The organism is Streptomyces similanensis, assembly GCF_039543625.1.
GTDB classification, from domain to species: Bacteria; Actinomycetota; Actinomycetes; order Streptomycetales; family Streptomycetaceae; genus Streptomyces; species Streptomyces similanensis.
The window spans coordinates 277,275-298,471 of record NZ_BAABKC010000044.1 but is presented as its reverse complement, the minus strand read 5'-3'; the positions used below and the strand labels follow the sequence as shown (position 1 = coordinate 298,471).

At 70.6% G+C, this 21,197-nt stretch carries 20 protein-coding genes, 1 tRNA gene and 2 pseudogenes; 8 read left to right on the top strand and 15 right to left on the bottom strand.

Annotated features, from left to right (window positions below):
* Positions 1-38: 38 nt before the first annotated feature.
* The 7 genes from ABEB07_RS15525 to ABEB07_RS15495 all read right to left on the bottom strand — a co-directional run bounded on the left by ABEB07_RS15525 (position 39) and on the right by ABEB07_RS15495 (position 6,755).
* Positions 39-1,730: a WXG100-like domain-containing protein gene (locus ABEB07_RS15525; RefSeq protein WP_345668856.1), complete on the bottom strand. Its 1,692-nt coding sequence runs from the start codon at positions 1,728-1,730 to the stop codon at positions 39-41.
* Positions 1,731-1,942: 212 nt separating this feature from the next.
* Entirely contained in the window at positions 1,943-3,679 is a 1,737-nt protein-coding gene (locus ABEB07_RS15520) for a WD40 repeat domain-containing protein (RefSeq protein ID WP_345668855.1), read from the bottom strand.
* Between the two features lie 37 nt (positions 3,680-3,716).
* Positions 3,717-4,586, bottom strand: a complete 870-nt coding sequence (locus ABEB07_RS15515; protein WP_345668854.1) for a nucleic acid/nucleotide deaminase domain-containing protein — start codon at positions 4,584-4,586, stop codon at positions 3,717-3,719.
* 212 nt (positions 4,587-4,798) lie between these two features.
* Positions 4,799-5,284 (bottom strand): SUKH-3 domain-containing protein, encoded by a 486-nt coding sequence (locus ABEB07_RS15510; protein WP_345668853.1) that lies wholly within the window; start codon positions 5,282-5,284, stop codon positions 4,799-4,801.
* A gap of 136 nt (positions 5,285-5,420) precedes the next feature.
* On the bottom strand, positions 5,421-5,915 hold the full coding sequence (locus tag ABEB07_RS15505; protein ID WP_345668852.1) for a hypothetical protein: 495 nt from the start codon (positions 5,913-5,915) through the stop codon (positions 5,421-5,423).
* Between the two features lie 7 nt (positions 5,916-5,922).
* A complete protein-coding gene (locus tag ABEB07_RS15500) occupies positions 5,923-6,111 on the bottom strand; it encodes a hypothetical protein (protein WP_345668851.1) in 189 nt (62 codons plus the stop codon).
* Between the two features lie 86 nt (positions 6,112-6,197).
* Positions 6,198-6,755, bottom strand: coding sequence for a hypothetical protein (locus tag ABEB07_RS15495; RefSeq protein ID WP_345668850.1), 558 nt, complete (start codon positions 6,753-6,755; stop codon positions 6,198-6,200).
* 170 nt (positions 6,756-6,925) lie between these two features.
* On the opposite strand from ABEB07_RS15495, the gene ABEB07_RS15490 reads away from it, so the two are divergent.
* From ABEB07_RS15490 to ABEB07_RS15480, 3 genes and pseudogenes are all read left to right on the top strand, one after another.
* Positions 6,926-7,381, top strand: coding sequence for a hypothetical protein (locus ABEB07_RS15490; RefSeq protein ID WP_345668849.1), 456 nt, complete (start codon positions 6,926-6,928; stop codon positions 7,379-7,381).
* Positions 7,309-7,662: pseudogene (locus tag ABEB07_RS15485) on the top strand (sensor histidine kinase); the annotation flags it as partial. The gene ABEB07_RS15490 and the pseudogene ABEB07_RS15485, both read left to right, overlap by 73 nt.
* Positions 7,650-8,196 (top strand): annotated as a pseudogene (locus ABEB07_RS15480) (response regulator transcription factor). The pseudogenes ABEB07_RS15485 and ABEB07_RS15480, both read left to right, overlap by 13 nt.
* Before the next feature lie 75 nt (positions 8,197-8,271).
* Here ABEB07_RS15480 and ABEB07_RS15475 read toward each other — a convergent pair.
* From ABEB07_RS15475 to ABEB07_RS15460, 4 genes are all read right to left on the bottom strand, one after another.
* Positions 8,272-10,212: a fibronectin type III domain-containing protein gene (locus ABEB07_RS15475; protein WP_345668847.1), complete on the bottom strand. Its 1,941-nt coding sequence runs from the start codon at positions 10,210-10,212 to the stop codon at positions 8,272-8,274.
* 387 nt (positions 10,213-10,599) lie between these two features.
* Positions 10,600-10,989: a hypothetical protein gene (locus ABEB07_RS15470; protein ID WP_345668846.1), complete on the bottom strand. Its 390-nt coding sequence runs from the start codon at positions 10,987-10,989 to the stop codon at positions 10,600-10,602.
* A 722-nt stretch (positions 10,990-11,711) separates the two neighbouring features.
* Positions 11,712-11,993 carry a metal-sensitive transcriptional regulator gene (locus ABEB07_RS15465; RefSeq protein WP_176149823.1) on the bottom strand — a complete coding sequence of 94 codons (282 nt, stop codon included), beginning with the start codon at positions 11,991-11,993 and terminating at the stop codon, positions 11,712-11,714.
* Between the two features lie 30 nt (positions 11,994-12,023).
* On the bottom strand, positions 12,024-12,983 hold the full coding sequence (locus tag ABEB07_RS15460) for a hypothetical protein (protein WP_345668845.1): 960 nt from the start codon (positions 12,981-12,983) through the stop codon (positions 12,024-12,026).
* 179 nt (positions 12,984-13,162) lie between these two features.
* Between ABEB07_RS15460 and ABEB07_RS15455 the strand changes: the two genes are divergently transcribed.
* From ABEB07_RS15455 to ABEB07_RS15445, 3 genes are all read left to right on the top strand, one after another.
* Positions 13,163-13,447, top strand: a complete 285-nt coding sequence (locus ABEB07_RS15455; RefSeq protein WP_345668844.1) for a heavy-metal-associated domain-containing protein — start codon at positions 13,163-13,165, stop codon at positions 13,445-13,447.
* Between the two features lie 86 nt (positions 13,448-13,533).
* Positions 13,534-15,792: a heavy metal translocating P-type ATPase gene (locus tag ABEB07_RS15450; protein ID WP_345668843.1), complete on the top strand. Its 2,259-nt coding sequence runs from the start codon at positions 13,534-13,536 to the stop codon at positions 15,790-15,792.
* A gap of 440 nt (positions 15,793-16,232) precedes the next feature.
* Entirely contained in the window at positions 16,233-17,672 is a 1,440-nt protein-coding gene (locus ABEB07_RS15445; RefSeq protein ID WP_345668842.1) for an MFS transporter, read from the top strand.
* 288 nt (positions 17,673-17,960) lie between these two features.
* Here ABEB07_RS15445 and ABEB07_RS15440 read toward each other — a convergent pair whose 3' ends face one another.
* The 3 genes from ABEB07_RS15440 to ABEB07_RS15430 all read right to left on the bottom strand — a co-directional run bounded on the left by ABEB07_RS15440 (position 17,961) and on the right by ABEB07_RS15430 (position 18,889).
* Positions 17,961-18,209: a hypothetical protein gene (locus ABEB07_RS15440; RefSeq protein WP_345668841.1), complete on the bottom strand. Its 249-nt coding sequence runs from the start codon at positions 18,207-18,209 to the stop codon at positions 17,961-17,963.
* Positions 18,210-18,552: 343 nt separating this feature from the next.
* Entirely contained in the window at positions 18,553-18,813 is a 261-nt protein-coding gene (locus ABEB07_RS15435) for a hypothetical protein (protein ID WP_345668840.1), read from the bottom strand.
* Between the two features lie 2 nt (positions 18,814-18,815).
* A tRNA-Gly gene (locus tag ABEB07_RS15430) sits at positions 18,816-18,889 on the bottom strand.
* A 543-nt stretch (positions 18,890-19,432) separates the two neighbouring features.
* On the opposite strand from ABEB07_RS15430, the gene dcd reads away from it, so the two are divergent.
* Together dcd and ABEB07_RS15420 are read left to right on the top strand one after the other, a co-directional pair.
* Positions 19,433-20,008: a dCTP deaminase gene (gene dcd / locus ABEB07_RS15425; protein ID WP_164588357.1), complete on the top strand. Its 576-nt coding sequence runs from the start codon at positions 19,433-19,435 to the stop codon at positions 20,006-20,008.
* Positions 20,009-20,022: 14 nt separating this feature from the next.
* Positions 20,023-20,532: a phosphoribosyltransferase gene (locus ABEB07_RS15420; RefSeq protein ID WP_345668838.1), complete on the top strand. Its 510-nt coding sequence runs from the start codon at positions 20,023-20,025 to the stop codon at positions 20,530-20,532.
* A gap of 213 nt (positions 20,533-20,745) precedes the next feature.
* On the opposite strand, the gene ABEB07_RS15415 is transcribed toward ABEB07_RS15420, so the two are convergent.
* On the bottom strand, positions 20,746-21,084 hold the full coding sequence (locus ABEB07_RS15415) for a hypothetical protein (RefSeq protein WP_345668837.1): 339 nt from the start codon (positions 21,082-21,084) through the stop codon (positions 20,746-20,748).
* Between the last annotated feature and the right edge of the window lie 113 nt (positions 21,085-21,197).

The following is a 21,197-nucleotide window of genomic DNA, read 5'->3' as shown; positions in this document are numbered from 1 at the left end:
GCGCCACGGGCGCCGTGGATGCTCGGCCGACCCGCCCCCTACGGGGTGAACCTCCGGTCCGAGGGCGAGAGGTCCATCACGGTATCAGTGCGTCCGCCGGCCGCGCCGTGCTGCGCCCACTGGCCCTCCAGCCACTGGACGTAGGCGCGGTGCTCGCGGTCCTTCTTGTACTTGCTCAGCTCCTTGCCGTCCGGCCCCTTCTCGGACTGGTCGTACTTCGCGCTGTGGGTGACCTTCAGATGGTCCGGGAACTCCCGCGCCAGGTACTTGTCGCACTTGGGATTCTTCTGGCACGGCTCCCGTTCCGTGTAGAGCCGGCTGACGTTGCCCTCGTGGCCCTTCTTTATCAGCGGGTGCCCGAGGGAGCGTTCGGAGTGCGCCTTGCCGCTGGCGCCGACCAGGATGAAGCTCTTCCCGTCGCCGTCGTCGTACAGCGCCGAGGCGTAGTTGCCGCCGGGCACGTAGGAGCCGGGGCGCTCGGAGCGGTTGGCGTAGCGGCCGAGCTGGGTGGCGCGGGCCAGTTCGGTGGAGCCGGGCGCGACCTTCTTGGAGTCGACCGTGCCGCCGTTGCCGGGCTTGTCCTTGCGCTGCTTGTCGTCCTTGTTGTTCCACGGGTACCAGGCCTTGTCGCCGAGTACGTCGTTCACGCCGGAGGTGTCGTGCGGGTGGACGGGGCTGGTGGTCCCGTCGTGGTGCAGCTGGCGGATCGAACCGTCGTCGCTCAGCAGGTACATCGGCGTGTCGCCGTCCCGCCTGGGCTTCTTCACCTCGACCCGGTCGGCGTCGTCGCCGACGCCGCGGTCCTTGCGCTTCTGGTGCCGGGAGGCGGCCCGCACCCGGTCCGGGATGGTGTCGGTGACGTGGTCGGAGACCTTCTTGGCGGCCTTCTCCATGCCGTCGATGGCGCCCTCGAGAATGCCGTCGAACGCCTTGGTGAAGACGTCCTTGCCCTTGGCCTTGCCGAAGGAGTGCCGCGTCTTGCCGAGGTGGACGCCGGACTGGCTGCCCATGTCGCTGCCCTGGCCGGACACCTTGCCCGCGCCGTCCTCGAACTCGGCGTGGTCGATGACCGTCTTCTTGCCGCCGCCACCGCTGCCGGACGCCCCGTCGTCGCCCGCCGAGGCCAGCTTCATGCCGCCCGGCTTCTCACCGGGGTTGAAGGCGCCCTCGGCGAGGTCGAGGACCATGTCCGAGACCAGTTCCTGGAGTTTGGCGGTGACGGGCTCGGTGACCTTCGCGACCAGGGCGGAGACGATCTGGTCGACCGCCTCGTCCACGAGCCGTTTCACGAGGGTGCGCATCAGCGCGATCTCACCGGCCGCCGCCGCGGCGGACAGGCCCAAGGTCAGCGGCGCGGCGGCGAGTTCGGCGACGATGGTGCCGGCGAGCACCCCGAGCTCGACGCCCGCCTTCACCTTCATGCCGCGCACGATCTGGCCGACGCCGTCGCAGGCGTCCGCGAACAGCCGCGCCACCTCGGGGATCTTCTCCAGGTGACTGGTGCGCACGTGCGCCCAGTGCTTCTGCATGGACTCCACGGCCCAGCCCTCGGAGGAGTCGAGGATGCGCGTCACGGCCTTGTCCGCGTTGCCGCCGTGGCCCTCGAACTGGTCGGCGAAGTCCCGCATGGACGTCGCCATCTCGAAGTAGTCGTCCTCGTCGACGTTGGGCCAGTTGACCCCGATGAGGTCGAGCGCCTCGTCGATGATGCTCGGCAGTACCAGACCCATGCCGCGCGCTCCGTCCGCCGTCAGCCACCGCGTCTCCCGTCCCACAGCCAACTGCGCGGACCGCCGGGAGCACAAGAGGACACCCGACCGCGTCGCGGTTTCGTGACAGGAGGCCCGACCGATGGTAGTACCAACGGAGTTGGCCGGACCGTAAGCCCGCCGCCCGGCGGTGCGCCGTCACCGGCCCCGCAGCCGCACGAGCGCCTCGTCCGTCACCGCCCCCGCAGTCGCACGATCGCCTCGTCCGTTCCCACCACCAGGTCGCCGTCGGCCGTGAACGCGAGGGCGTGGGCCTGACCGCCGGGGCGGAAGGTGCGCAACCGGTCGTCGTCCAGGGCGCGTTGTTCGACGAGGCCGTCGGCCCAGGCGATCGCGAGGACGAGCCCGGCGGCGGCCGTGGTCACCGCCACCGCGTTGACCGCGCAGTCGCGGGCGGCCACCGGCTCGGGCAGGGGGCCGGTGTGCGGGGCCCAGGCGCGTACGGTGCCGTCGGCGCCGCCCGTGTACAGCAGCAGGACGGTGTCGCCGGCCGCGGAGACGGGCAGCGCGGTCCCGGCGACCGCGGTGACGCGCCCCGTGTGCAGTGGCGCGGTGCGCGGCGCGGCGCCGGCGGCCACCACGTGCACGGTGCCGGCCGCGTCGCCGAGGACGACGCGGTCCCCGGCGCCGGTCAGCGCGGTGACCGGCTCCGGCAGCCGCCGCACGTACTCCTGTACGGCCTCCAGGAGCCGTTCGCGCGCGGACGGGCCGTCGTCGAGGAGGGCGGCGAGCCCCTTGGGCCCGGCGGCGTCGGCGGCGCGCCCGGTGTGCAGGAGGCCGTGCTCGTCCAGCACGCTGACGGCGCCGTCGCCGTGCTCGGCGACGGCGCGGGTGCCGGGCACGGAGTGCGGCAGGCGTCCGGCGGAGCGGGCGCCGTCCGCGTCGAGGACGCGCACCGTGCCCTGGTGGTCGGCGACGACGAGCCGCCCGGCCAGCGGGCCGGTACCGGTCGCGAGGGAGCGGACCGGGCCGGGCCAAGGCGGGGTGACGTCACCGCGCACCCGGTGCCACACGACGCTCCAGTCGGCGTCCCGGGCGACGGCCTCCAGCACGCCGGGCAGCCGGGGATCTGCGGCGTCGCCGAGGGCGGCGAGGAGGACCAGGGCGCGGTCGGCGGCCGGCTGCTCGCGGGTCAGGGCGGCCCCGGCCCGCAGCCAGGCGGCGCGCAGCCCGCCGTGGCCCTCGGCGGAGCGTTCGTACGCGGTGGTCACGCTCCAGGGGTCGGCGGCGCACACCGAGGCGGGATCGTCCAGGTCGAACGGCGCCGCCTGCTCCTGCTCCTGCTCCTGCTCCGGCGCCGTGCGGTCGTCCGGGCCGTCCGGGCCGTCCGGGCCGTCCGGGTCGTCCGGGCCGTCCGGGTGGTCGGCGTACCAGGCCGCGCGGCGGGCCTCGTCGGTCCACCGCGGTTCGTCCAGGTCCATGCGGGCGCAGGCGCCGGCGGTGAGCGCCTGCGCCCACGGCGTGCCGGACCGTACCTCCACCAGAACCCGGACGTGCTCCAACGAGGCCATACCCAGAACGAGTTCGACGAGCGGGCCGGGCTGTTCGGCACCGTGCAGTTCGGGCAGCGCGATGACGGTGCGGCGCGGATCGGCGGCGAGCGCGGCCACCAGCTCGCCCGGCGAGCGGGCGGCGATCGACAACTGGTCGCCGAGCATCCAGGCGGCCGTGGTCGCGCTCTGGCCGGGCAGCGGCACGAAGCCGTGGACGCGGCGTTCGGCGACGGTGCCGGGGCGGGTGCCGTGGCCGATCAGCCAGGCGAGGAGTTTCGACTTGCCGCTGCCCGCGGAGCCGGTGAGCACGGCGAGGTTCGGGGCGTGGGGGTCGCCGAGCCAGGAGAGCAGCGCGGCCGCGGCGGGCTCCCGCCCGGCGGCGGGCCGCGACCAGTGCGGTGCCGGGCCGGCGTTCACGCACCCGCCCCGCTCGCGGCGGCACCCGGGCGGCACGTCACGGCCGGTCCTGCCGCGCGGCGTGGGTGATGAGCTCCTTGACGCCCTCCTCGCGGGAGTCCGCGGTGCCGCCGTAGTCGAAGCTGTGCGTGAACTCGGCGTGCGGGAGGACGGCTTGCAGCCAGGCGGCGCAGTAGTGGCCGGGCATCATGCACGGTTCGAGTTCGCAGTAGACGCGGCGGACCTGCTCGGGCTCCACCCCGGCGGCGGACAGCTGCCCCCACAGCTGCTCCTCGGGGTGCGGGCGGCCGGGGCCCGCCTGCGCGGTGACGATCTGCTTCGCGCCGTCCGCGCCGACGTACTCGAAGGCCGACGAGAAGGGGAAGCTGAGGGTGTGGCGGACGTCGTCGAGCACCCGCGGCCACCAGTTCTCCCGGTCGGCGACGGCCTCCGGGTCGATCCGCCGGATCTCCCGGACCAGCGCGGCGAACGCCTCGGCGGCGGACGGGAGCCCGTCGGAGGCGGCGATCACCGGCAGGGCGCGGTCCAGGGCGGCGGCGCAGTGCGTGAAGGCGGCGATGTCCGAGCTGACGAACAGGGGGGCCTCGCCGCGGCCGAGGAAGAGAGCCTGCACGGAGCCGTCGGTGCGCACGCACAGATGCGCCAGCCGGTCGGTGCCGACCCGCACCCACTCCGCCCAGTCCCCTTGCAGCGCGACGCCGCGGTGACCGGTGTACATCCCGAGGGTGGGCCCGTCGGTGTCGTCCGCCGCGATGAAGTACGGCCCGACGTGCAACGGCACACCGACCTGCGCGAGGTGCGCGCGCGCCGAGGCGGGCACGGTCCCGTACGAGGCCGGCACGGTGATGCGGCGCAGCCCCTGGGGGCCGAACTGGGCGACGGCGGGGTCCGAGGGAAGCTCGGGCATCACAGACCTCTCACACTGACGGACTGACCACCACCACCCTATGCGCAGGCGGGGCGGGGCCGGGGGCGGTCGCCGCCGCGCACGGTTCCGGTACGGGGGGCGAGCGCTCCTGCACGGGGCCGGGAGTCGCGCGGGGCGGATGCCCCCGTACGGAGTCGGGGAGTCGCACGGAGCAAGCGCCCCGGCAGGGAGGCCGCGGTCATCGGAACAGCTCAGGCAGAGTAATCCTCCGCGTCTTCGAGCGGATATCCCCGCGAATAACTCATCAACGCCGCGTACTTGTCCTCACCGAGGAAGTACTCCCCGCTGTGATGCAGGTAGAAGAACCGCCCCGCCTCGTCGATGAGGACCGTACCGCCGTCGTACGTGTCGTACGCGACGGGAAAGACTTTCTTCCCGAGCCCGTCGGCGAGTTCCCGCACGTCCTCCGCCGCACCCCGGTACATGAGGCGTGGGTGGAACTCCACCCGGTCGTCGGTCGATGCGTGCCGGGGCGCCACGAGACCGACGTGTTCGCGCAGGAACTCCAGAGCCGGGGCGATGATCTCCAGGCTTGCGCCGTCGTCGCGGAAATCCCGCACGGCGCTCGCTGCCTCGGCGGCGGCGATGTCGTCACACCGGCGCCCCGGATACCACCCGACAGCCGACAGCCAGGCGTCCACCGCCTCGGCCGACTTCAATACGGGCACGCTTCTCATCCTCTTTCGATCGAATTCCCGACCGGAATTCCGTAGGTCAAGGCACCGGCAACGCAGCCACGCGCACACAACTATTACGGCAAGGGTGTCCCACGCCCCAATACGACCGATCCCTTCCGGCCCTCCCACGGACCGGTCAGTCGATGACTTCGTCGCCGTACCGTCTGTCCACGGGGGCCGTTTCACCGAATCCGGATAAAACGCTTGGGTTCACCCGCGCCGGTGCTCCGTCCCAGGTGAATCCGTACCGGTTGCGCTCCCGGTCGAATGAGAGGCCGATGGCTACGCCTCGGATGCCGTAGTTCTGCCGCAGGCACTCGATGACGGCCGCGGCGGCGACCTCCTCCTGGTAGTCCGCCAGCATGGGGACGTCCCAGTCGACAACCTGTACCACCACGCGGCCGGCGCCGCCGAGGAGGGCATCGAGCTGCCGGGCCACCAGGCCGAGGCCGAAGGCCATCCATCTCGCGTCCGCCGGTGCCAGCCCGTGCGAGGGAATCCACCGGTGGCACGAGCCGTCGATGCCGCGCGCCTCGCGCGGCATCTCGTCCACAGGCCGAACGTCCAGGGTCACGCGGGCGACGAGCCCCCACGGCCCGACGCGTCGTTTGTAGACGTACGTGAATGCCATGTGGCGCCTACCGCTTCTGCGCCCGGTAGCGCTTCATCAGCGCCGTGATCCGTGTGCGGTCCGCCCGGCCGTTCAGTTCGGTCAGGAGATCGTCAGGGCACAACTCGTAGAGGTCCCCCCACCATCGGCGCCCCCGGTTGTCCCAGATCCGGTATCCGCCCGGCACACCCCGCGCCACGTAGCGTCTCTTGCTCACAGTCCCCCGGTTCCCGCCGTACTTCTCCATGCGCGTGCTGGTCTCACGTCCGCACGAGAGCGCACCGCTGAAGGGATCATGACGTACTACCGGGCACTCGACGAGGGATTTTCCGGCAGGTGGAGCACACGGAGCCAGGCAGCCGAACCGGGAGACGACGGCTCCTGCGGCACGACCGGCGAGACGGGCACGGCCGGCAGGGCGGGCATGAGGCGGGCGAGTCCCTTCGCCGCCAGTACGACGCACACCACCGCCAACGGCAGCTCCGCACCGAGCGCCATCGCCACCGCGGAAACGCGCTCCGCGCCCGACGCCGCCGTCATGGTGTCGAACCAGGCGTCGACCACCAGCAGCGTCCCGGTGGCGGTGGCCGTGAGCGGATACAGACGGTGACCGCGCTCGGCCAGCAGCCCCGTGGCGATCAGCCCCAGGCACTCCAGGGTGTCCAGGCCGATCCAGACCACGTGCCAGCGTCCGGTGACGTCGACGGCGGGCAGGCCGCCGGCCAGCACGACCATCCAGGGCAGCAGACCCAGCCCGCAGCCGACCAGGACGCGTTCCACCCGGTACCAGGGGCGGTTCCCGCCGCCGGCCGACCGGTGCGCGGCGTCAGGAGGCGGTCGGCGGTCACTCGGTGCGCTCATCGGATCGGTCTCCTCGCGTTGCCGGATCTCCCTCACGACCTCAAGCCTTCTCCCTGCGGCGGTCACCGTCAGTAATGCGGAGGTCCGTTCCGTGGTGGCACCAGTCGCACCCCCGGAGCGGATACCTACGCCATGGATCACCCCCGATCTCGCCCCATACCGTCTTCCCCATGCACACAACTGCGACTGCCCGCTTGCGGCGCGTGGTCACCCGGCCGTTCCCGGGAATCGGGCGCCCGGTCGCGTTCCTCGCCACGGGTGTCCTGATCCAGTTCGGTGTGCTGTTCGTCCTGGCACTGCCCTGGACGCTGTTCGTGCCGGCCGCGATGTGGGCCGTTCTCCTCGCGGTCCTCGTCCCGTCGGCCGCCGTCGTCCTGGCCGGACCGCTGCTCACCGGGGCGCAGCACGGCCGTTTCCTGAACCGCCTCGGCGTGGCCATCCCGTCGCCCCACCCGGGGCGGCGACCCGGCCCGCTCACGTGGCTCCGGACCCCGGCGGGACGACGACAGCTCAACTACCACCTGCTAAAGGGGCCGTTGCTGTCCCTGGCGGCGACCTGCCCGAGGACGCCCGCCGGGTGCTCGACGAGGCGCACCGGGAGGCGAAGGAGGCGATCGAGGAACTGAGCGGCCTGGTGCGCGGGCTGCACCCGGCCGTCCTGGAGGACCGCGGCCTCGACGCCGCGATCTCGGGTGTCGCGGCCAGGGCGCCCCTCCCGGTACGGGTGCGGGCGGACCTGCCGTCGCGGCCGTCGCCGACGATCGAGGCCGTCGCCTACTTCGTCGTCTCCGAGGCGCTGACGAACGTGGTGAAGCACGCCGAGGCGTCCAGGGCCGAGGTCCTGACGGTCGACAGTCCCGTCGGGGGGCCGACCGTGATGACCGTGGAGCTGCCGTGCGTGCCGTGATCGCCGAGGACTCCGTGCTGCTGCGCATCGGCGTGGTCAAGGTCCTGGAGACGGCAGGGTTCGAGGTGGTCGCGGAGGCCGGTGACGCCGCTGGTCATCAAACGGCAGTCCCCGAGGACGGCGGTCCTGCTCCTCTCCCAGTACGTGGAGGAACGCTACGCCGCCGACCTCCTGTCCGCCCACACCTCGGGCATCGGCTACCTGCTCAAGCAACGCGTCGCGAACGTCGAGGAGTTCGCCGACACCGTGCGCCGGGTGGCGGCCGGCGGCACCGCACTGGACCCGCAGGTGGTCTCCCAGCTGCTGGTACGCCGCCACAGCGACCCCCTGGACCGGCTCACCCCCCGCGAACGCGAGGTCCTGGAACTGATGGCGGGCGGCCGCTCCAACGCCGGGATCGCCAACCAACTCGTGGTCAGCGAGAGCGCGGTGGCCAAACACATCAACAACATCCTCGCCAAACTCGACCTCCCGAAGGCGGACACGGACCACCGCCGCGTACTGGCGGTGCTGCGGTTCCTCGGAGTGTCCTGAGCCGCCGGTCTCCCAAAAGCCCCCCGGCGTCCGAGACGCCGAGGGACGGAGGGCCGGAGGGGCGGAGGGAACGGGTCAGGCGACCTTGAACTCGATCTGCGTGGCAGCGCCGACACGTCCGTACACGTCCACGCTCGCCACCTCGGCCACGTAGAAACCCGACCGGGACGGAGTCCACGCCACCGTGCCGTCCGAGGTCTGGTGGTACCCCGAGTCGGCGCCTCCACCGAAGACGCGCCACCGGTAGCCGCCGATGACGCGGCTGTCACCGGCCGGACGGCTCATCGTGATCGTGACGGGCTGGCCGGCGCCACCGTGACCGGAGCAGTCGTTGGCCGTGCACTCGGCGTACGGGGCCTTGAGGGAGAGGACGGGGGCCTGCGGCGCCGTGGCGGTCGCCGGGGTGAGCCGGTCCGCCATGACCGTGGCCGAAGGCGCGGAGTCCGCGCCGGCGGCGTCGACGGAGGCGACGTAGTAGTACGCGACCCCGGCGGGCGCGGTGGTGTCCTCGAACCTGTTCGCCCCGGTCGGATCCTCGTCGAGGAGCGTCCAGGCGCCGTTCGGGTCGGTACGCCGGTACACGTGGAACTTCCACGCGTCGGCCGGGAACGCCCAGGTGAGGGGGGTGGAGCCGTCGCGCGGTGCCGCGGTGACGGACTGGGGCGCCGACACCGGGGCGGGGGCGGGACGGACGGCCGCCGCGGACACGGAGGCGGGGGAGACGTTGCCGGCCGTGTCCACCGCGTTCACGCGGTACTCGACGGCGCCGCCCACCGGGGCGGCGGCGTCCAGCCACGAGGAGCCGAGGACGACCTGCGGGCCCGTGAACTCCTCCTGGCTGCTTCGCCGCGTCCACACCTCGTAGTGCGCGGTGTCGTCCGCGTTCGCCGTCCAGCGCACGTTGTTGCCCGCCGTACCGCCGACGGCCTGCACCCCGGTGACCTGGCCGGGCGGGGTGACGTCGGGGACGCCCGTGTCGGCGGTCGCCGACGGCACGGACGTGTTGCCCGCCGCGTCACCCGCGACGACCCGGTAGTACCAGCGCTTGGTGACGTCGAAGGAGGGCGTGTCCCGGTACGAGCCGTCCGTCAGCCGGGCGGCGACCGCCTCGAAGGGCCCCGCGGCGGAGGACGCCCGGTAGAGGCGGTACCAGGTCGCTCCCTCGACCGGCTGCCACTGGGTCCGCACGGCTCCGTCGGCCTTGGTGGCGCTCAGCCCGGCGGGTGCGGCGGGCGGCGTCCGGTCGAGGGTGGTGACGGCCTTGTCGGCGGTGCCGGCGGATGCGTTGCCGGCCTTGTCGTAGGCGCGCACCTCGTAGTAGTAGACGTCCCCGGTGCGCGGCAGGGAGGCGTCGGTGTACGAGGCGGAAGTCGTCGTCGCCAGCGGCTTGCCGCCGAAGTCGGTCCCCTTGAGGCGCCGGTAGACCCGGTAGCCCGCGAGGTCCATCTCCTGGTTCCGGGACCAGGTCAGCTTCGCCCGGCCGTCGGCGTACGAGACGGAGGCGCCGCCGGGGACGAGCGGCTTGACCTTGTCGACGGCCGCGGAGGTGCGCGGCGCGTAGGAGAGGGCGACGTTCGCCGGCCCGGTCCAGTTGGCGAAGTCGACGCGGAGGGTGTGCCTGCCGGCCGGAACGGTGATGTCGGCGGTCTTCTTCCGGGTGGTGGAGACGTCCTTCCAGAGGTCCACCTTTCGGGCGCCGTCGAGGTAGACGCGGATGCCGTCACGTGCCGCCGCGGACAGGGCGAACGGACCGCCGGAGCCGAAGTCGCGGGTGACGGTCCACCGGACACCGAAGGCGTCCTTCGGCAGCCCCGAGGCCGGCGCCCCGGCGCCCCAGTTCTGGTCGATCCGCGCGTCGCAGTCGGTCTTCCGGGGCGTGCCGGAGAACGTGGTGTTCGCGAAGAACTGCCGCTTGTAGACGGGTGAGGCGCAGCTCACGGTGGCGGCGGAGGCGGGCACGGCGCCCGCACTCAGCAGCCCGCCCGCGGTGGCCGCCAGTACCACCGCCGTGAGCACCGGCCCGCCGCGCCTCCGCACGCCACGCGTCCCGCGTGTCACCGGCCCCGTCACCATGCCCGCCCCCATGCGTACCTCCCCTTGGTCGTCGGCGCCGCGGTCAGGGCCGGGCACCGACGACCAAGACCTTCGAGGCGGGCGGTTGGTTGTAGCGGTCGCTCGGCGCACCCGACTCCTACCGCCGCCGGAGTGCTGAGCCGGTGCCCCAGGCCGTCGCGCGATCCGCCGTCGCTCCGCCGCCTGCGCCGGAGCCGCACGGCCACGAGCACGCGCCCGACCCCGCGCTGTGCGCGACCACCCCGCAACATCCCGGCCGGGTGACGATCCTTACGTCCGACATGGAAGACATCGGGCTGCTCACTGCCGAGGGCCCACGTACGGTCCCACCTAGGAAAGGAACGGCCAAAGGTAGACCATTCCCGCGGTGCAAGCTGTGGCCGACCCGAGCATCCAAGACAAGGCAAAAGTGTTGGGAAGAACCTTGACCCAGGGCTTCTCCTCCTGTTCGGCGATATCGGATGCAACCCTTTTCGCGACCGGCACGAACATGATGACGAACATCGCCAGAACGCCACTGTAGATGTAAAGGGCGTGCGAGGTGGAATAGCCTTTTATGGCGGCGTTGGGCAGTAGATAGAGCCAACCGGCCAGCGGGGCGATGAACATGCGCAGCTTCGCCTTCTGCGTCGGCATGCACCAGTACATCGCGGCCATGTAGACGACCGTGACGCCGGCTGCGATGAGCCACCAGTCGTCTGTCGTCAAGCGGGAAGTCACGACTGCGGCTCCTTCTAAGGCGAAACATGACGTGCTTTTTTGCGGCCGAGCATCAAGGTTCCAGGGCCTCAAACTGTCATCGCGATCGGCGGGACAAAATTCACTCCGCAAAGACTGCCTGACCAATATACGCACTTGGTTGCCTGTCGTGAGTAGCAGCTTCTGGCAAGGAAATTAGCTGAACCCTGCCGAGTTCCTGCAACTTTCGCCGACATGGCCTCACGATGCGTGCGTTAGACCTATGGGCAGCCTTCGACGCCGGGAGCTTCGACGGCACCTGGAGTCGTACGCCGTGCCGGGACCGGACCGGTTCGGCGATGTACGCGGACGCGGCCTGTAGGTGGACCAGGGTCTGTTCGGCAGTTGCCTGCTGCTGGGCATGCCGGTGGAGCCGGTTCCAGTGCGCGGCATGGGCGACGGCCGTGAGTACGGCGTCGACCAGCAGGTCGAGGGTGGCGCCGAGCGCGGCCGGCGGCCCTTGGGCCACCCCGTCCTCGCCGTGGGTGAGGTGGTGGGGGATGCGTTCGGCGGCAGCAGTGGCCTGGTGCCAGGGATTACCGCGGCGGTTGGGTGCCGGACGGGCCGGTCTTCGGCCGCACCTCCACGCCGGTCGCCTGCAGTTGGGCGAAGAGCTCTTCCTTGCTGAGCGAGGCGTTACTGCCCTTGGCCAAGGAAACTCCGACTGCGTTCGCCTTCTTGGCCAGTTCGTTTCCTGCTGTTCGTCAGGAGCGCACGAGACGGGCGATGGCGTCGCTGGCTTCTTTCAGCTTGATGTCGCCGTTGTCGCTGCCGTCGGCAACGGCGGTGCGTACACAGGTGTCCATGTGCTCATCGAGCATCCGCAGGGCGAAGGACTGCAGGGCTCGGGTGGTGGCGGAGACCTGGGTGAGGACGTCGATGCAGTAGGTGTCGTCCTCCACCATCCGCTGCAGTCCCCGGACTTGCCCCTCGATCCGCCGCAGTCGTTTGAGTACGTCCTTTTTCCCGTTGCTGTAGCCGGCCATCGGACTTGCCCCCCTCCTCCTCGCGGCGAGTCAGTGCGGGTGGTCGCTGTCGGTGTGTGCTGCGCCGGTGGTCGGCTCCGGCGCGTCGGCGGGGCCGGCGGTCGTTCCGGTGCGGACGGTGAAGGCCGCGGTGCGCACGGTGCCGTTGTGCTGGAAGTCGAGGAAGAGGCGGTATGTCCCGTCGCTGGGCGCGGTGGCGGTGAAGGAGACGTCGGGGCCGGGCTCGGTTGTGCCGTCGCCGGGTTCGCCGTTCGGGTGGACGTGGAGGTAGGCGAGGTCGCCGGAGCGCAGGGCGACGAGGTGGCCGTAAGCGCCGAGGTAGGGCTCCAGGTCGGTGACGGGACGGCCGTCACGGCTGACACTGAGGGCCAACTTGCTCGCCTTTCCGGGGCGCAAGTCGCCGTTCAGGGTGACGGTGTAGCCGTCGGTCGTGGCGGTGGCCGCGGGTTCGGGGAGCACTGGAGCCTTGTAGGCGCCGGAGGCGGCGAGGTCTGCGCCCAGAGTGAGGTTGGTGGCGCCCTCGGCTGCGGGGGTGAAGTCGGTGAAGACGCGGTAGGGGCCGGCGGCGGGCAGGTCGACGGGAGTGCTCCAAGTACCGTCTGCTGCCCGGGTGGGGTGCAGGTGGCGGTAGGTGAGCAGATCGCGTGAGGCGAGGATGAGGTGGAGTTCCTTGCCGTGCTCGCGCCGGTAGGACGTCACCTGCCGTCCGTCCTGGTCGCGGATGGCGAAGCGGAGTTCGCTCCTTTCACCAGCTGTCACGTGGGGGGTCTCGAGGTCCAGGGTGTATCCCGCCTCGGAGATCTGTAGTCCCGCGGGGGGTTTGTCCGCGTGGTCGCCGTGGCCGGATGGCGCTGACCGGTTGTGCGCTGCGTGTGCCGCCGGCTCCGGGCCCCCGGCGACGGGTCCGACCGCCCCGCCGACGCCGTAGGCGGTGCCGAAGGCGGCCGCGAGCGTGGCTGCGAAAGCAGTGATCTTCAGGCCGGTGTTCATGGCGAGTTCCTTCTTTCGGAGTGCTGCTTCTGCCGACTGATAGCGCCGACTCTATACCCGTGGGGGGTATGTACAAGTGGTCAACCAACGTTTGCCAAGGGTACCTCGGGGGGGTATATCTAGGCAGGCGACCGAACGTACCCCTGGGGGGTACCTAATCGACTTGTCCAGGAGGAACCATGTCCTGCTGCACCCCTGACGGAAGCTGCTCCACCGGCGCCAGCACCGGCACGGCGACGGCCACCGTCGGCACCGCCACCGTCTACAACGTCTCCGGAATGACCTGCGGGCACTGCAAGGCCACGCTCACCAAGGAGATCGGAGCCCTGGAGGGCGTCCTGACGGTTGAGGTCGACCTGGAGACCGGCCAGGTCACCGTCACCACGGCGGACGAGCCCGACGACGTGCTGTTGGCCAAGGTCGTCGACGACGCCGGCTACGAGCTCACCGGCCGCGCGGCCTGAGAGGCCCGCAACCGGCCGGGCCCGCCCGCGGGTCCGGCCTCCTTCTCCACACGTTCGTTCTGTCCTGACCAACACGAGGAGTAGTGATGGCTACCACCGTCCCCGACACAGCCGAGGTGGAACTCGCCATCGGCGGTATGACCTGCGCTTCGTGTGCCGCCCGGATCGAGAAGAAGCTCAACCGGATGGAAGGGGTCACCGCCACCGTCAACTACGCGACGGAGAAGGCAAAGGTCAGCTACGCGGCCGACGTGTCCGTCCCGGAGCTGATCGCCACCGTCGAGGCCACCGGGTACACGGCCCGCGAACCGGAGCCGGTCCGTGCCGAGCCCGTGAGCGGCGCGGAGAGTGCCGAGCCCGCCGACGCGCTGCGGCCGCTGAGGCAGCGGCTGGTCACCGCCGTGGTGCTGGCCGCCCCGGTCATCGCGATGGCGATGGTGCCGGCGCTGCAGTTCGAGTACTGGCAGTGGCTGTCGCTGACCCTTGCGGCGCCCGTGGTGACCTACGCCGCCTGGCCCTTCCACAAGGCGGCGTTCACCAACGCCCGGCACGGCGCGGCCACCATGGACACGCTGATCTCGGTGGGGACGTCGGCGGCGTTCCTGTGGTCGCTGTGGGCACTGTTCTTCGGCACCGCGGGCACCCCCGGTATGACGCACCCCTTCGAGCTGACCATCGCCCGCAGCGACGGCGCCGGGAACATCTACCTGGAGGCCGCCGCCGGGGTGATCGCGTTCATCCTGGCCGGCCGCTACTTCGAGGCCCGTTCCAAGCGCAAGGCGGGGGCCGCGCTGAAGGCCCTGCTGGAGCTCGGCGCCAAGGACGTGACCGTACTGCGGGACGGCGCCGAGGAGCGGATCCCGGTCGCCGAGCTGAGGGTCGGGGACCGTTTCCTGGTCCGTCCCGGCGAGAAGATCGCGACCGATGGCACGGTCGTCGAGGGCACGTCGGCCGTCGACGCGTCGATGCTCACCGGTGAGTCGGTGCCGGTGGAGGTCGGCGTTTGTGACGCGGTCACCGGTGCGACCGTGAACGCGGGCGGCCGGCTGGTGGTCGAGGCGACGCGGGTCGGCGCCGACACCCAGCTGGCGCGGATGGCGAAGCTGGTAGAGGACGCGCAGAACGGCAAGGCCGCCGCCCAGCGGCTCGCCGACCGCATCTCCGGCGTCTTCGTGCCCGTCGTGATCGCCCTCGCGCTGGCCACTCTCGGCTTCTGGATCGGCAACGGCTCCGGGCTGACGGCCGCGTTCACCGCCGCCGTGGCGGTCCTGATCATCGCCTGCCCCTGTGCCCTGGGCCTGGCCACGCCGACCGCGCTGATGGTCGGCACCGGGCGCGGCGCCCAGCTCGGCATCCTCATCAAGGGCCCCGAGGTGCTGGAGTCCACCCGCAAGGTCGACACCATCGTCCTCGACAAGACCGGCACCGTCACCACCGGCCGCATGACCCTGCTCTCCGTGCACACCGCCGATGGCATCGAGAAGGGTGACGTGCTCCGGCTGGCGGGCGCCCTGGAGCACGCCTCGGAGCACCCGATCGCCCGCGCCGTCGCCGACGGAGCCCTGGAGAAGCTGGGCACGCTGCCCGCACCCGAGGACTTCGCCAACGTCCCAGGGCTCGGTGTGCAGGGCGTCGTCGACGGCCACGCCGTCCTCGTGGGCCGCGAGAAGCTGCTCGCCGAATGGGCCATGGAGCTGCCCGCTGGGCTGGCGCGGGCCAAGGCCGATGCCGAGGCGGCGGGCCGCACCGCGATCGCCGTCGCCTGGGACGGCGAGGCCAGGGCGGTCCTGGAGATTGCCGACGCCGTCAAGGACACCAGCGCCGAGGCCATCGGCCGGCTGCGCGCCCTGGGCCTGACCCCGATGCTCCTCACCGGCGACAACAGGGCCGTCGCCGAGTCGGTGGCCGCGGAGGTCGGCATCGCTCCCGAGCACGTCATCGCCGAGGTCATGCCCGAGGACAAGGTCGACGTCGTCAAGCACTACCAGAACGAGGGCCGTTCGGTGGCGATGGTCGGCGACGGGGTCAACGACGCCGCCGCGCTCGCCCAGGCCGACCTGGGCCTCGCCATGGGCACCGGCACCGACGCCGCCATCGAGGCCGGCGACCTCACCCTCGTCCGCGGCGACCTGCGCGCCGCCGCCGACGCCATCCGGCTCGCCCGCAAGACCCTCGGCACCATCAGGTCCAACCTGTTCTGGGCCTTCGCCTACAACGTCGCCGCCCTGCCGCTCGCCGCGGCCGGGCTGCTCAACCCGATGATCGCCGGAGCGGCCATGGCCTTCTCCTCGGTCTTCGTCGTCGGCAACTCGCTGCGGCTGCGCGGCTTCGAGGCCGCGAGCTGACAACCGCATCTCCTCTGCAGCGCGGACGAGGGGCGGGCCATTGGGCCCGCCCTTCCTTGTCCGTCAGCTCCCCTCATGACTCACGAGGGAGACCTCGTGCGCGGCTTCGTCCGCCACGGCAGCGACGGCGTACAACCGCGCGACACGACGCCGGGGCGAGGACTGAGGCCGGACCCGCGGACGGCAGCCCTGTGGGTTCGGCGCTCTGTGATCCGCCGTGGACCGGGATCGCCATGGGCAGTTCCCAAGTGCAGCTAACCCGCGCGCCATCGGGGGCTGCCGCCAGGGCTCTCGTGAGGGCCCGCTCATCCCGTCAGCGCCTCCGGCTACGCAGAGCTGAAAGCTGTTGCCGTCCTGCGATACATACCCCACGGGGGTATGCTAAGTTTCCCGACAGGTACCCCCAGGGGGTATATTCCGTACCCGGAGAGGGGAAGGCAATGTCATCCGTCAGTCCCAAGCGCTGGTGGGCACTCGCCGTGCTCGCCACCGCCCAGTTCATGGTGATCATGGACACCTCGATCATCGGGGTCGCGCTCCCCGAGATGCAGAAGGACCTCGGCTTCTCCCAGGGCGACCTGCAATGGGTGTTCAACGCCTACGTCATCGCCTTCGGCGGTCTCCTGCTCCTCGGCGGCCGCCTGTCCGACCTGCTCGGCGCACGTCGGGTGTTCACCGCCGGCTGGACCGTGCTCATCGGCGGGTCGGTCGTCGCCGCAGCCGCTCAGACGGCATGGGTGGAAGTCGCCGGCCGTGCCGTCCAGGGTGTCGGTGGCGCGCTGATCGCCCCCGCCGCGATGACCCTGCTCATGACGCTGTTCGCCCACGACCCGAAGGAACTCGGCAAGGCCATGGCCCTCTACGGCGCTGCGGCACCGGCCGGTGGCACCGCGGGCGTCTTCCTCGGCGGCGTCTTCACCGAATGGCTCAGCTGGCCCTGTGTGTTCATCATCTACATCCCGATCGGCGCCGCCACCCTCGCCGCGACCAGACTGCTCCCCGCCGTGGCACCCCGCCGAGGAGCGATCGACGTGCTCGGCGCCGCCGCGGTCACCGCGGGCCTCGCCCTCGCCGTCTTCGCCGTGGTACGCGCTCCCGAGATCGGCTGGGGAGCCACCTCGACCGTGCTCGAACTCGTCGGAGCCGCCGCCCTGCTGGCGCTCTTCCTCGCTCTGCAGAAGACCGTGCGCCGGCCCCTGATGCCGCTGGGCATCTGGCGCGTGCCGAGGCTCGGCTCGGCCAACCTGGCCATGATTCTGCTGGGCGCCGCGTGGATCCCCATGTGGTACTTCCTCAACCTCTACCTGCAGCAGGTCCTCGGCTACGGTGCTTTCGCCTCCGGTGCGGCGCTGCTGCCGATGACCGTGCTCCTCATGGTCTTCATGACCGCCATCACCGCGCGGCTGCTGGCCCGCCTCGGCGCCAAGCCGCTGATCGGCGGCGGCCTGCTCGTCCTCGCGGCCGGCCTGGTGTGGCTGTCGGCCGTCGAGCCCAGCGGCTCCTTCGTCGTCGACGTGCTGCCCGCCTCGCTGGTTGCCGCGCTCGGCATGTCACTGGCGTACATCCCGGCGATGATGGCGGCCATGTCCGGCGCCCCGGCCGAGCAGGCGGGTCTGGCCTCCGGCATCGTCAACACCACCTATCAGGTCGGTTCGGCACTCGGCCTGGCCGCTCTCACCGCCCTGGCCACCTCCCAGGGCGCCGGCCGACTCGGTGATCTGCCCGCCCTGACCGACGGCTTCAGCGCGGCGTTCACTGCGGCCGCTGCCATCGCCGCCGTCGGCGGTCTCATCACGCTCCTGGTGATGCGTACCGAGAAGGACGAGGCCGCCGCCAGTGCGGAGCAGCCCAGCGCGCCGGGTGAGAAGGCGAAGATGTGAGCCATGGGCTGTGAACCCGCCAAGAAGCGATGTCACGGCCGGCGGCCCGCCAGATCGCCATCCCCGGATCTGGCGGGCCGCCGGCACCTGTCGCCACCCCGATGACCGACAGGCAGTCCCAGGAGGGATCCCACCCATGGCCACACCGTCATGGACCGTCACGTCGCGCCGGGCAGCCGGACACCCTGTCGTCAAGATGACGGTCGTCGCGCTGCTTCAGGCCCTCGCGTCCCATCTCTCTCACCAAAGTCTCGACCGTCCGTCCTGCACGGGCGCGTGTGTCCGCCATCACGCCCGAAACGGCCGCTCCTGAACGCTGCCGGCGCAGGCTGGAACACCATGGCGGCCACCGTCGTCGACGACGCCGAGGAGGCGATCGAGTTCGGCTCGCTCGGCCTCGTTCATGAGCTCGACGGCGTTGCTGAGGCTCTTCTCGGTGAGCCGCTCCATGAACGGGGCGAGGAAGCGCTGCAGAGCATCCGGAGCTTCGTCCATCGTGCGCCGGTACTCCCGGTATCGCTTGATCTGTGACTCCATCTCTTCGAACTCGACGAGAGAGGCACTGAGGACGCGAGGCTCTGCTCCTCCTTGCTGAACGGGCACCCGTCGAGGTGGTGCCACGTGTTGGTCTCACGCCGGCGCTTGAAGTCCGTGTAGCGGAGCAGGACGACGATCTCCGATCGGGCTCGGGTCTTGGGCGTACGGGAGCTCCGCCTGGGAGTGGGCGGGTGAGCCATCAATGGTCCGGAGAACCGCCGGTTTGCCCAACCGGCGATCGTCGGCTACGTTGCGTCGCTTTCCGGTCAGCGGCGGCGGCCGGAATAGTTCGCGGTGTCCTGCGGCGTGCTGGGCACTGAGGTTTTCTGGCGGTGACTGCCTGTCATCGGGCATCGACGTCGAGAAGATCGTCCGGGATGACCAGCAGCGGCATCCACAGGCCCAGTGGGTGGTTGTCGCTCAGCTCGTCTACGCCTTCCTCGCGAACCTCACCGATGAGGACCGAAGCGATCTCCTGCACACGGTCCGTCCGATGTTCCTGGAATACGGGGAGAAGGATCTCGCAGAGCAGCTTGCTCTCCTCCGCGTCCCCAAAATGGTCTAGACGACAAACAAACCCCAGGCCGGTGACCTGGGGTTTCAATCTGGAGCGGGTGACGAGAATCGAACTCGCGCTCTCAGCTTGGGAAGCTGATGTTCTACCATTAAACTACACCCGCGTGAGCCGTCGACGGAGTCGATGATCGGCGCTCGCTCACTGTACCTCATCCCTGGCCCCCGGTGTCCAAGCCGTGGGGCCGGCGTGCGTTTCAGGGGTGTGCCCGGAGGGCATCCGCGCTGCGGGCGGGGCGAGTTGGGGCGTAACCTGGCGCCCGGCGGGGCGTTGGCCAGGGGGCGGAGTGCCGCCTGGAGGACCGTCGCTTTGATCCCGTACTGTGTGCTTTTGCCGTCCAGCGGCAGAAGGCCGGACGGGGTTCTGGGGAAGGGACTTGAGGGCTTGATGGAGCGCACCGTCGTCCGCTGTGCCGAAGGGCACGTGTTCAGCACCGTTTCGTTCCCGATGCAGCAGACCGGGCGGCTCGGCCCCGGCCGGCTCGTGCGGTGCCCTCGATGCGCCCGGCTCCGCAGCGCGGTGCCGGTGACCCTCGAGCGGCGTTAGAGGGTCACCGGAGAAGCGATAGAACGGCACAGCGGTACCCGACCGCGGCGCGTGGAGTCGTCCTGATTGTGGGGGCTCCGCGCGCCTTGCGTATCCTCGGGGCGTGCTTCTCTCAGACAAGGACATCCGGGCCGAGATCGAATCCGGGCGGGTACGGATCGATCCCTTCGACCAATCCATGGTGCAGCCGTCGAGCATCGACGTGCGGCTCGACCGCTACTTCCGGGTGTTCGAGAACCACCGCTACCCCCACATCGACCCCTCCGTCGAGCAGGCGGACCTGACCCGGCTGGTGGAGCCGGACGGGGACGAACCGTTCATCCTGCACCCCGGCGAGTTCGTCCTCGCCAGCACCTACGAGGTCATCACCCTCCCCGACGACCTCGCCTCCCGCCTGGAGGGCAAGAGCTCGCTCGGGCGGCTCGGGCTCGTCACGCACTCCACCGCCGGCTTCATCGACCCCGGCTTCTCCGGGCACGTCACGCTGGAGCTGTCGAACCTCGCCACCTTGCCGATCAAGCTCTGGCCGGGCATGAAGATCGGCCAGCTGTGCATGTTCCGGCTCAGCTCGCCCGCCGAGGAGCCGTACGGCAGTGAGCGCTACGGCTCCCGCTACCAGGGACAGCGCGGGCCCACCGCCTCGCGGTCCTTCCTGAACTTCCACCGGACCCGGGTCTGAGGGGCACCACCGACATGAGCGACGTACGAGAGAACCTCACCTACGAGCGGTTCGGCGCCGCGGTGCGCGAACTCGCGCAGACCATCGCCGACGACGGCTACGAGCCCGACATCGTCCTCAGCATCGCGCGCGGCGGCGTCTTCGTCGCCGGCGGGCTGGCCTACGCCCTGGACTGCAAGAACATCCACCTCGTGAACGTGGAGTTCTACACCGGCGTCGGCACGACGCTGGAGATGCCCGTCATGCTCGCGCCCGTGCCCAACGTGATCGACTTCTCCGACAAGAAGGTCCTGATCACCGACGACGTCGCCGACACCGGCAAGACCCTCAAGCTGGTCCGCGACTTCTGCCTCGACACCGTCGCCGAGGTGCGCAGCGCCGTCGTCTACGAGAAGTCCCACTCGCTGGTGAAGTGCGAGTACGTCTGGAAGCGCACCGACGACTGGATCAACTTCCCGTGGAGTGTCTTGCCTCCAGTACATAAGTCGGGCGAGGCACCCAAGGAGAACAAGGAAGCGCTCTGACCTGCGGGGAGCCCCCTGCTCAGCGCTCTGGCACACGATCTTGAAAACCGTCGTGGCGAGAGTCACCGTGGGTTCAAATCCCACACCCACCGCTTGATGAGGCGCCCCCTGACCATGAGCATTGGTCGGGGGCCTTCTCCATGCGTGGTGCCTGCTAGTGACCGTGGGTCCCCGTGAGTTCCCGGTCTATCGGGCACGGATGGGGCACGGGCTTCAGTCGCCCTGGAACCACAGATAGCTGCCTGGAGTGCCGGCGCACTGCTCCAGCAACTTCGCAAGGTCGTCCAAAGCAGCGAGCTGACGCTCATCGGTGCACCGCTGCCGCAGATCGGGGATTTCACCGAGCGCAACGGCAGCCTCCTGCTCGTTCATCAGAGCATCCTCGTACGGGTCCACGGCGGTCAGCCGCCCAGGCACTCCGAGCAGCCGGAGCGAGCCGATCAGATCGGCCAATGCGTCCCCGTGCCCGTACGAACTCTGAAGCAGCGTCGCTCGGGACTTGCGCCAGTTGCGCGTTGGCCGTGCTGAGTGCAGCTCCACGTCTATGCCCACGTGCTCATGATGCCTGCCACAGAGGCTCAGCATCTGATCCGTAGCTCTATGTGGATCGGTCGCGAACGGTCGTACCGGCCGCTCTACGGCCCTGAAGGGACGCTATCGGGTTC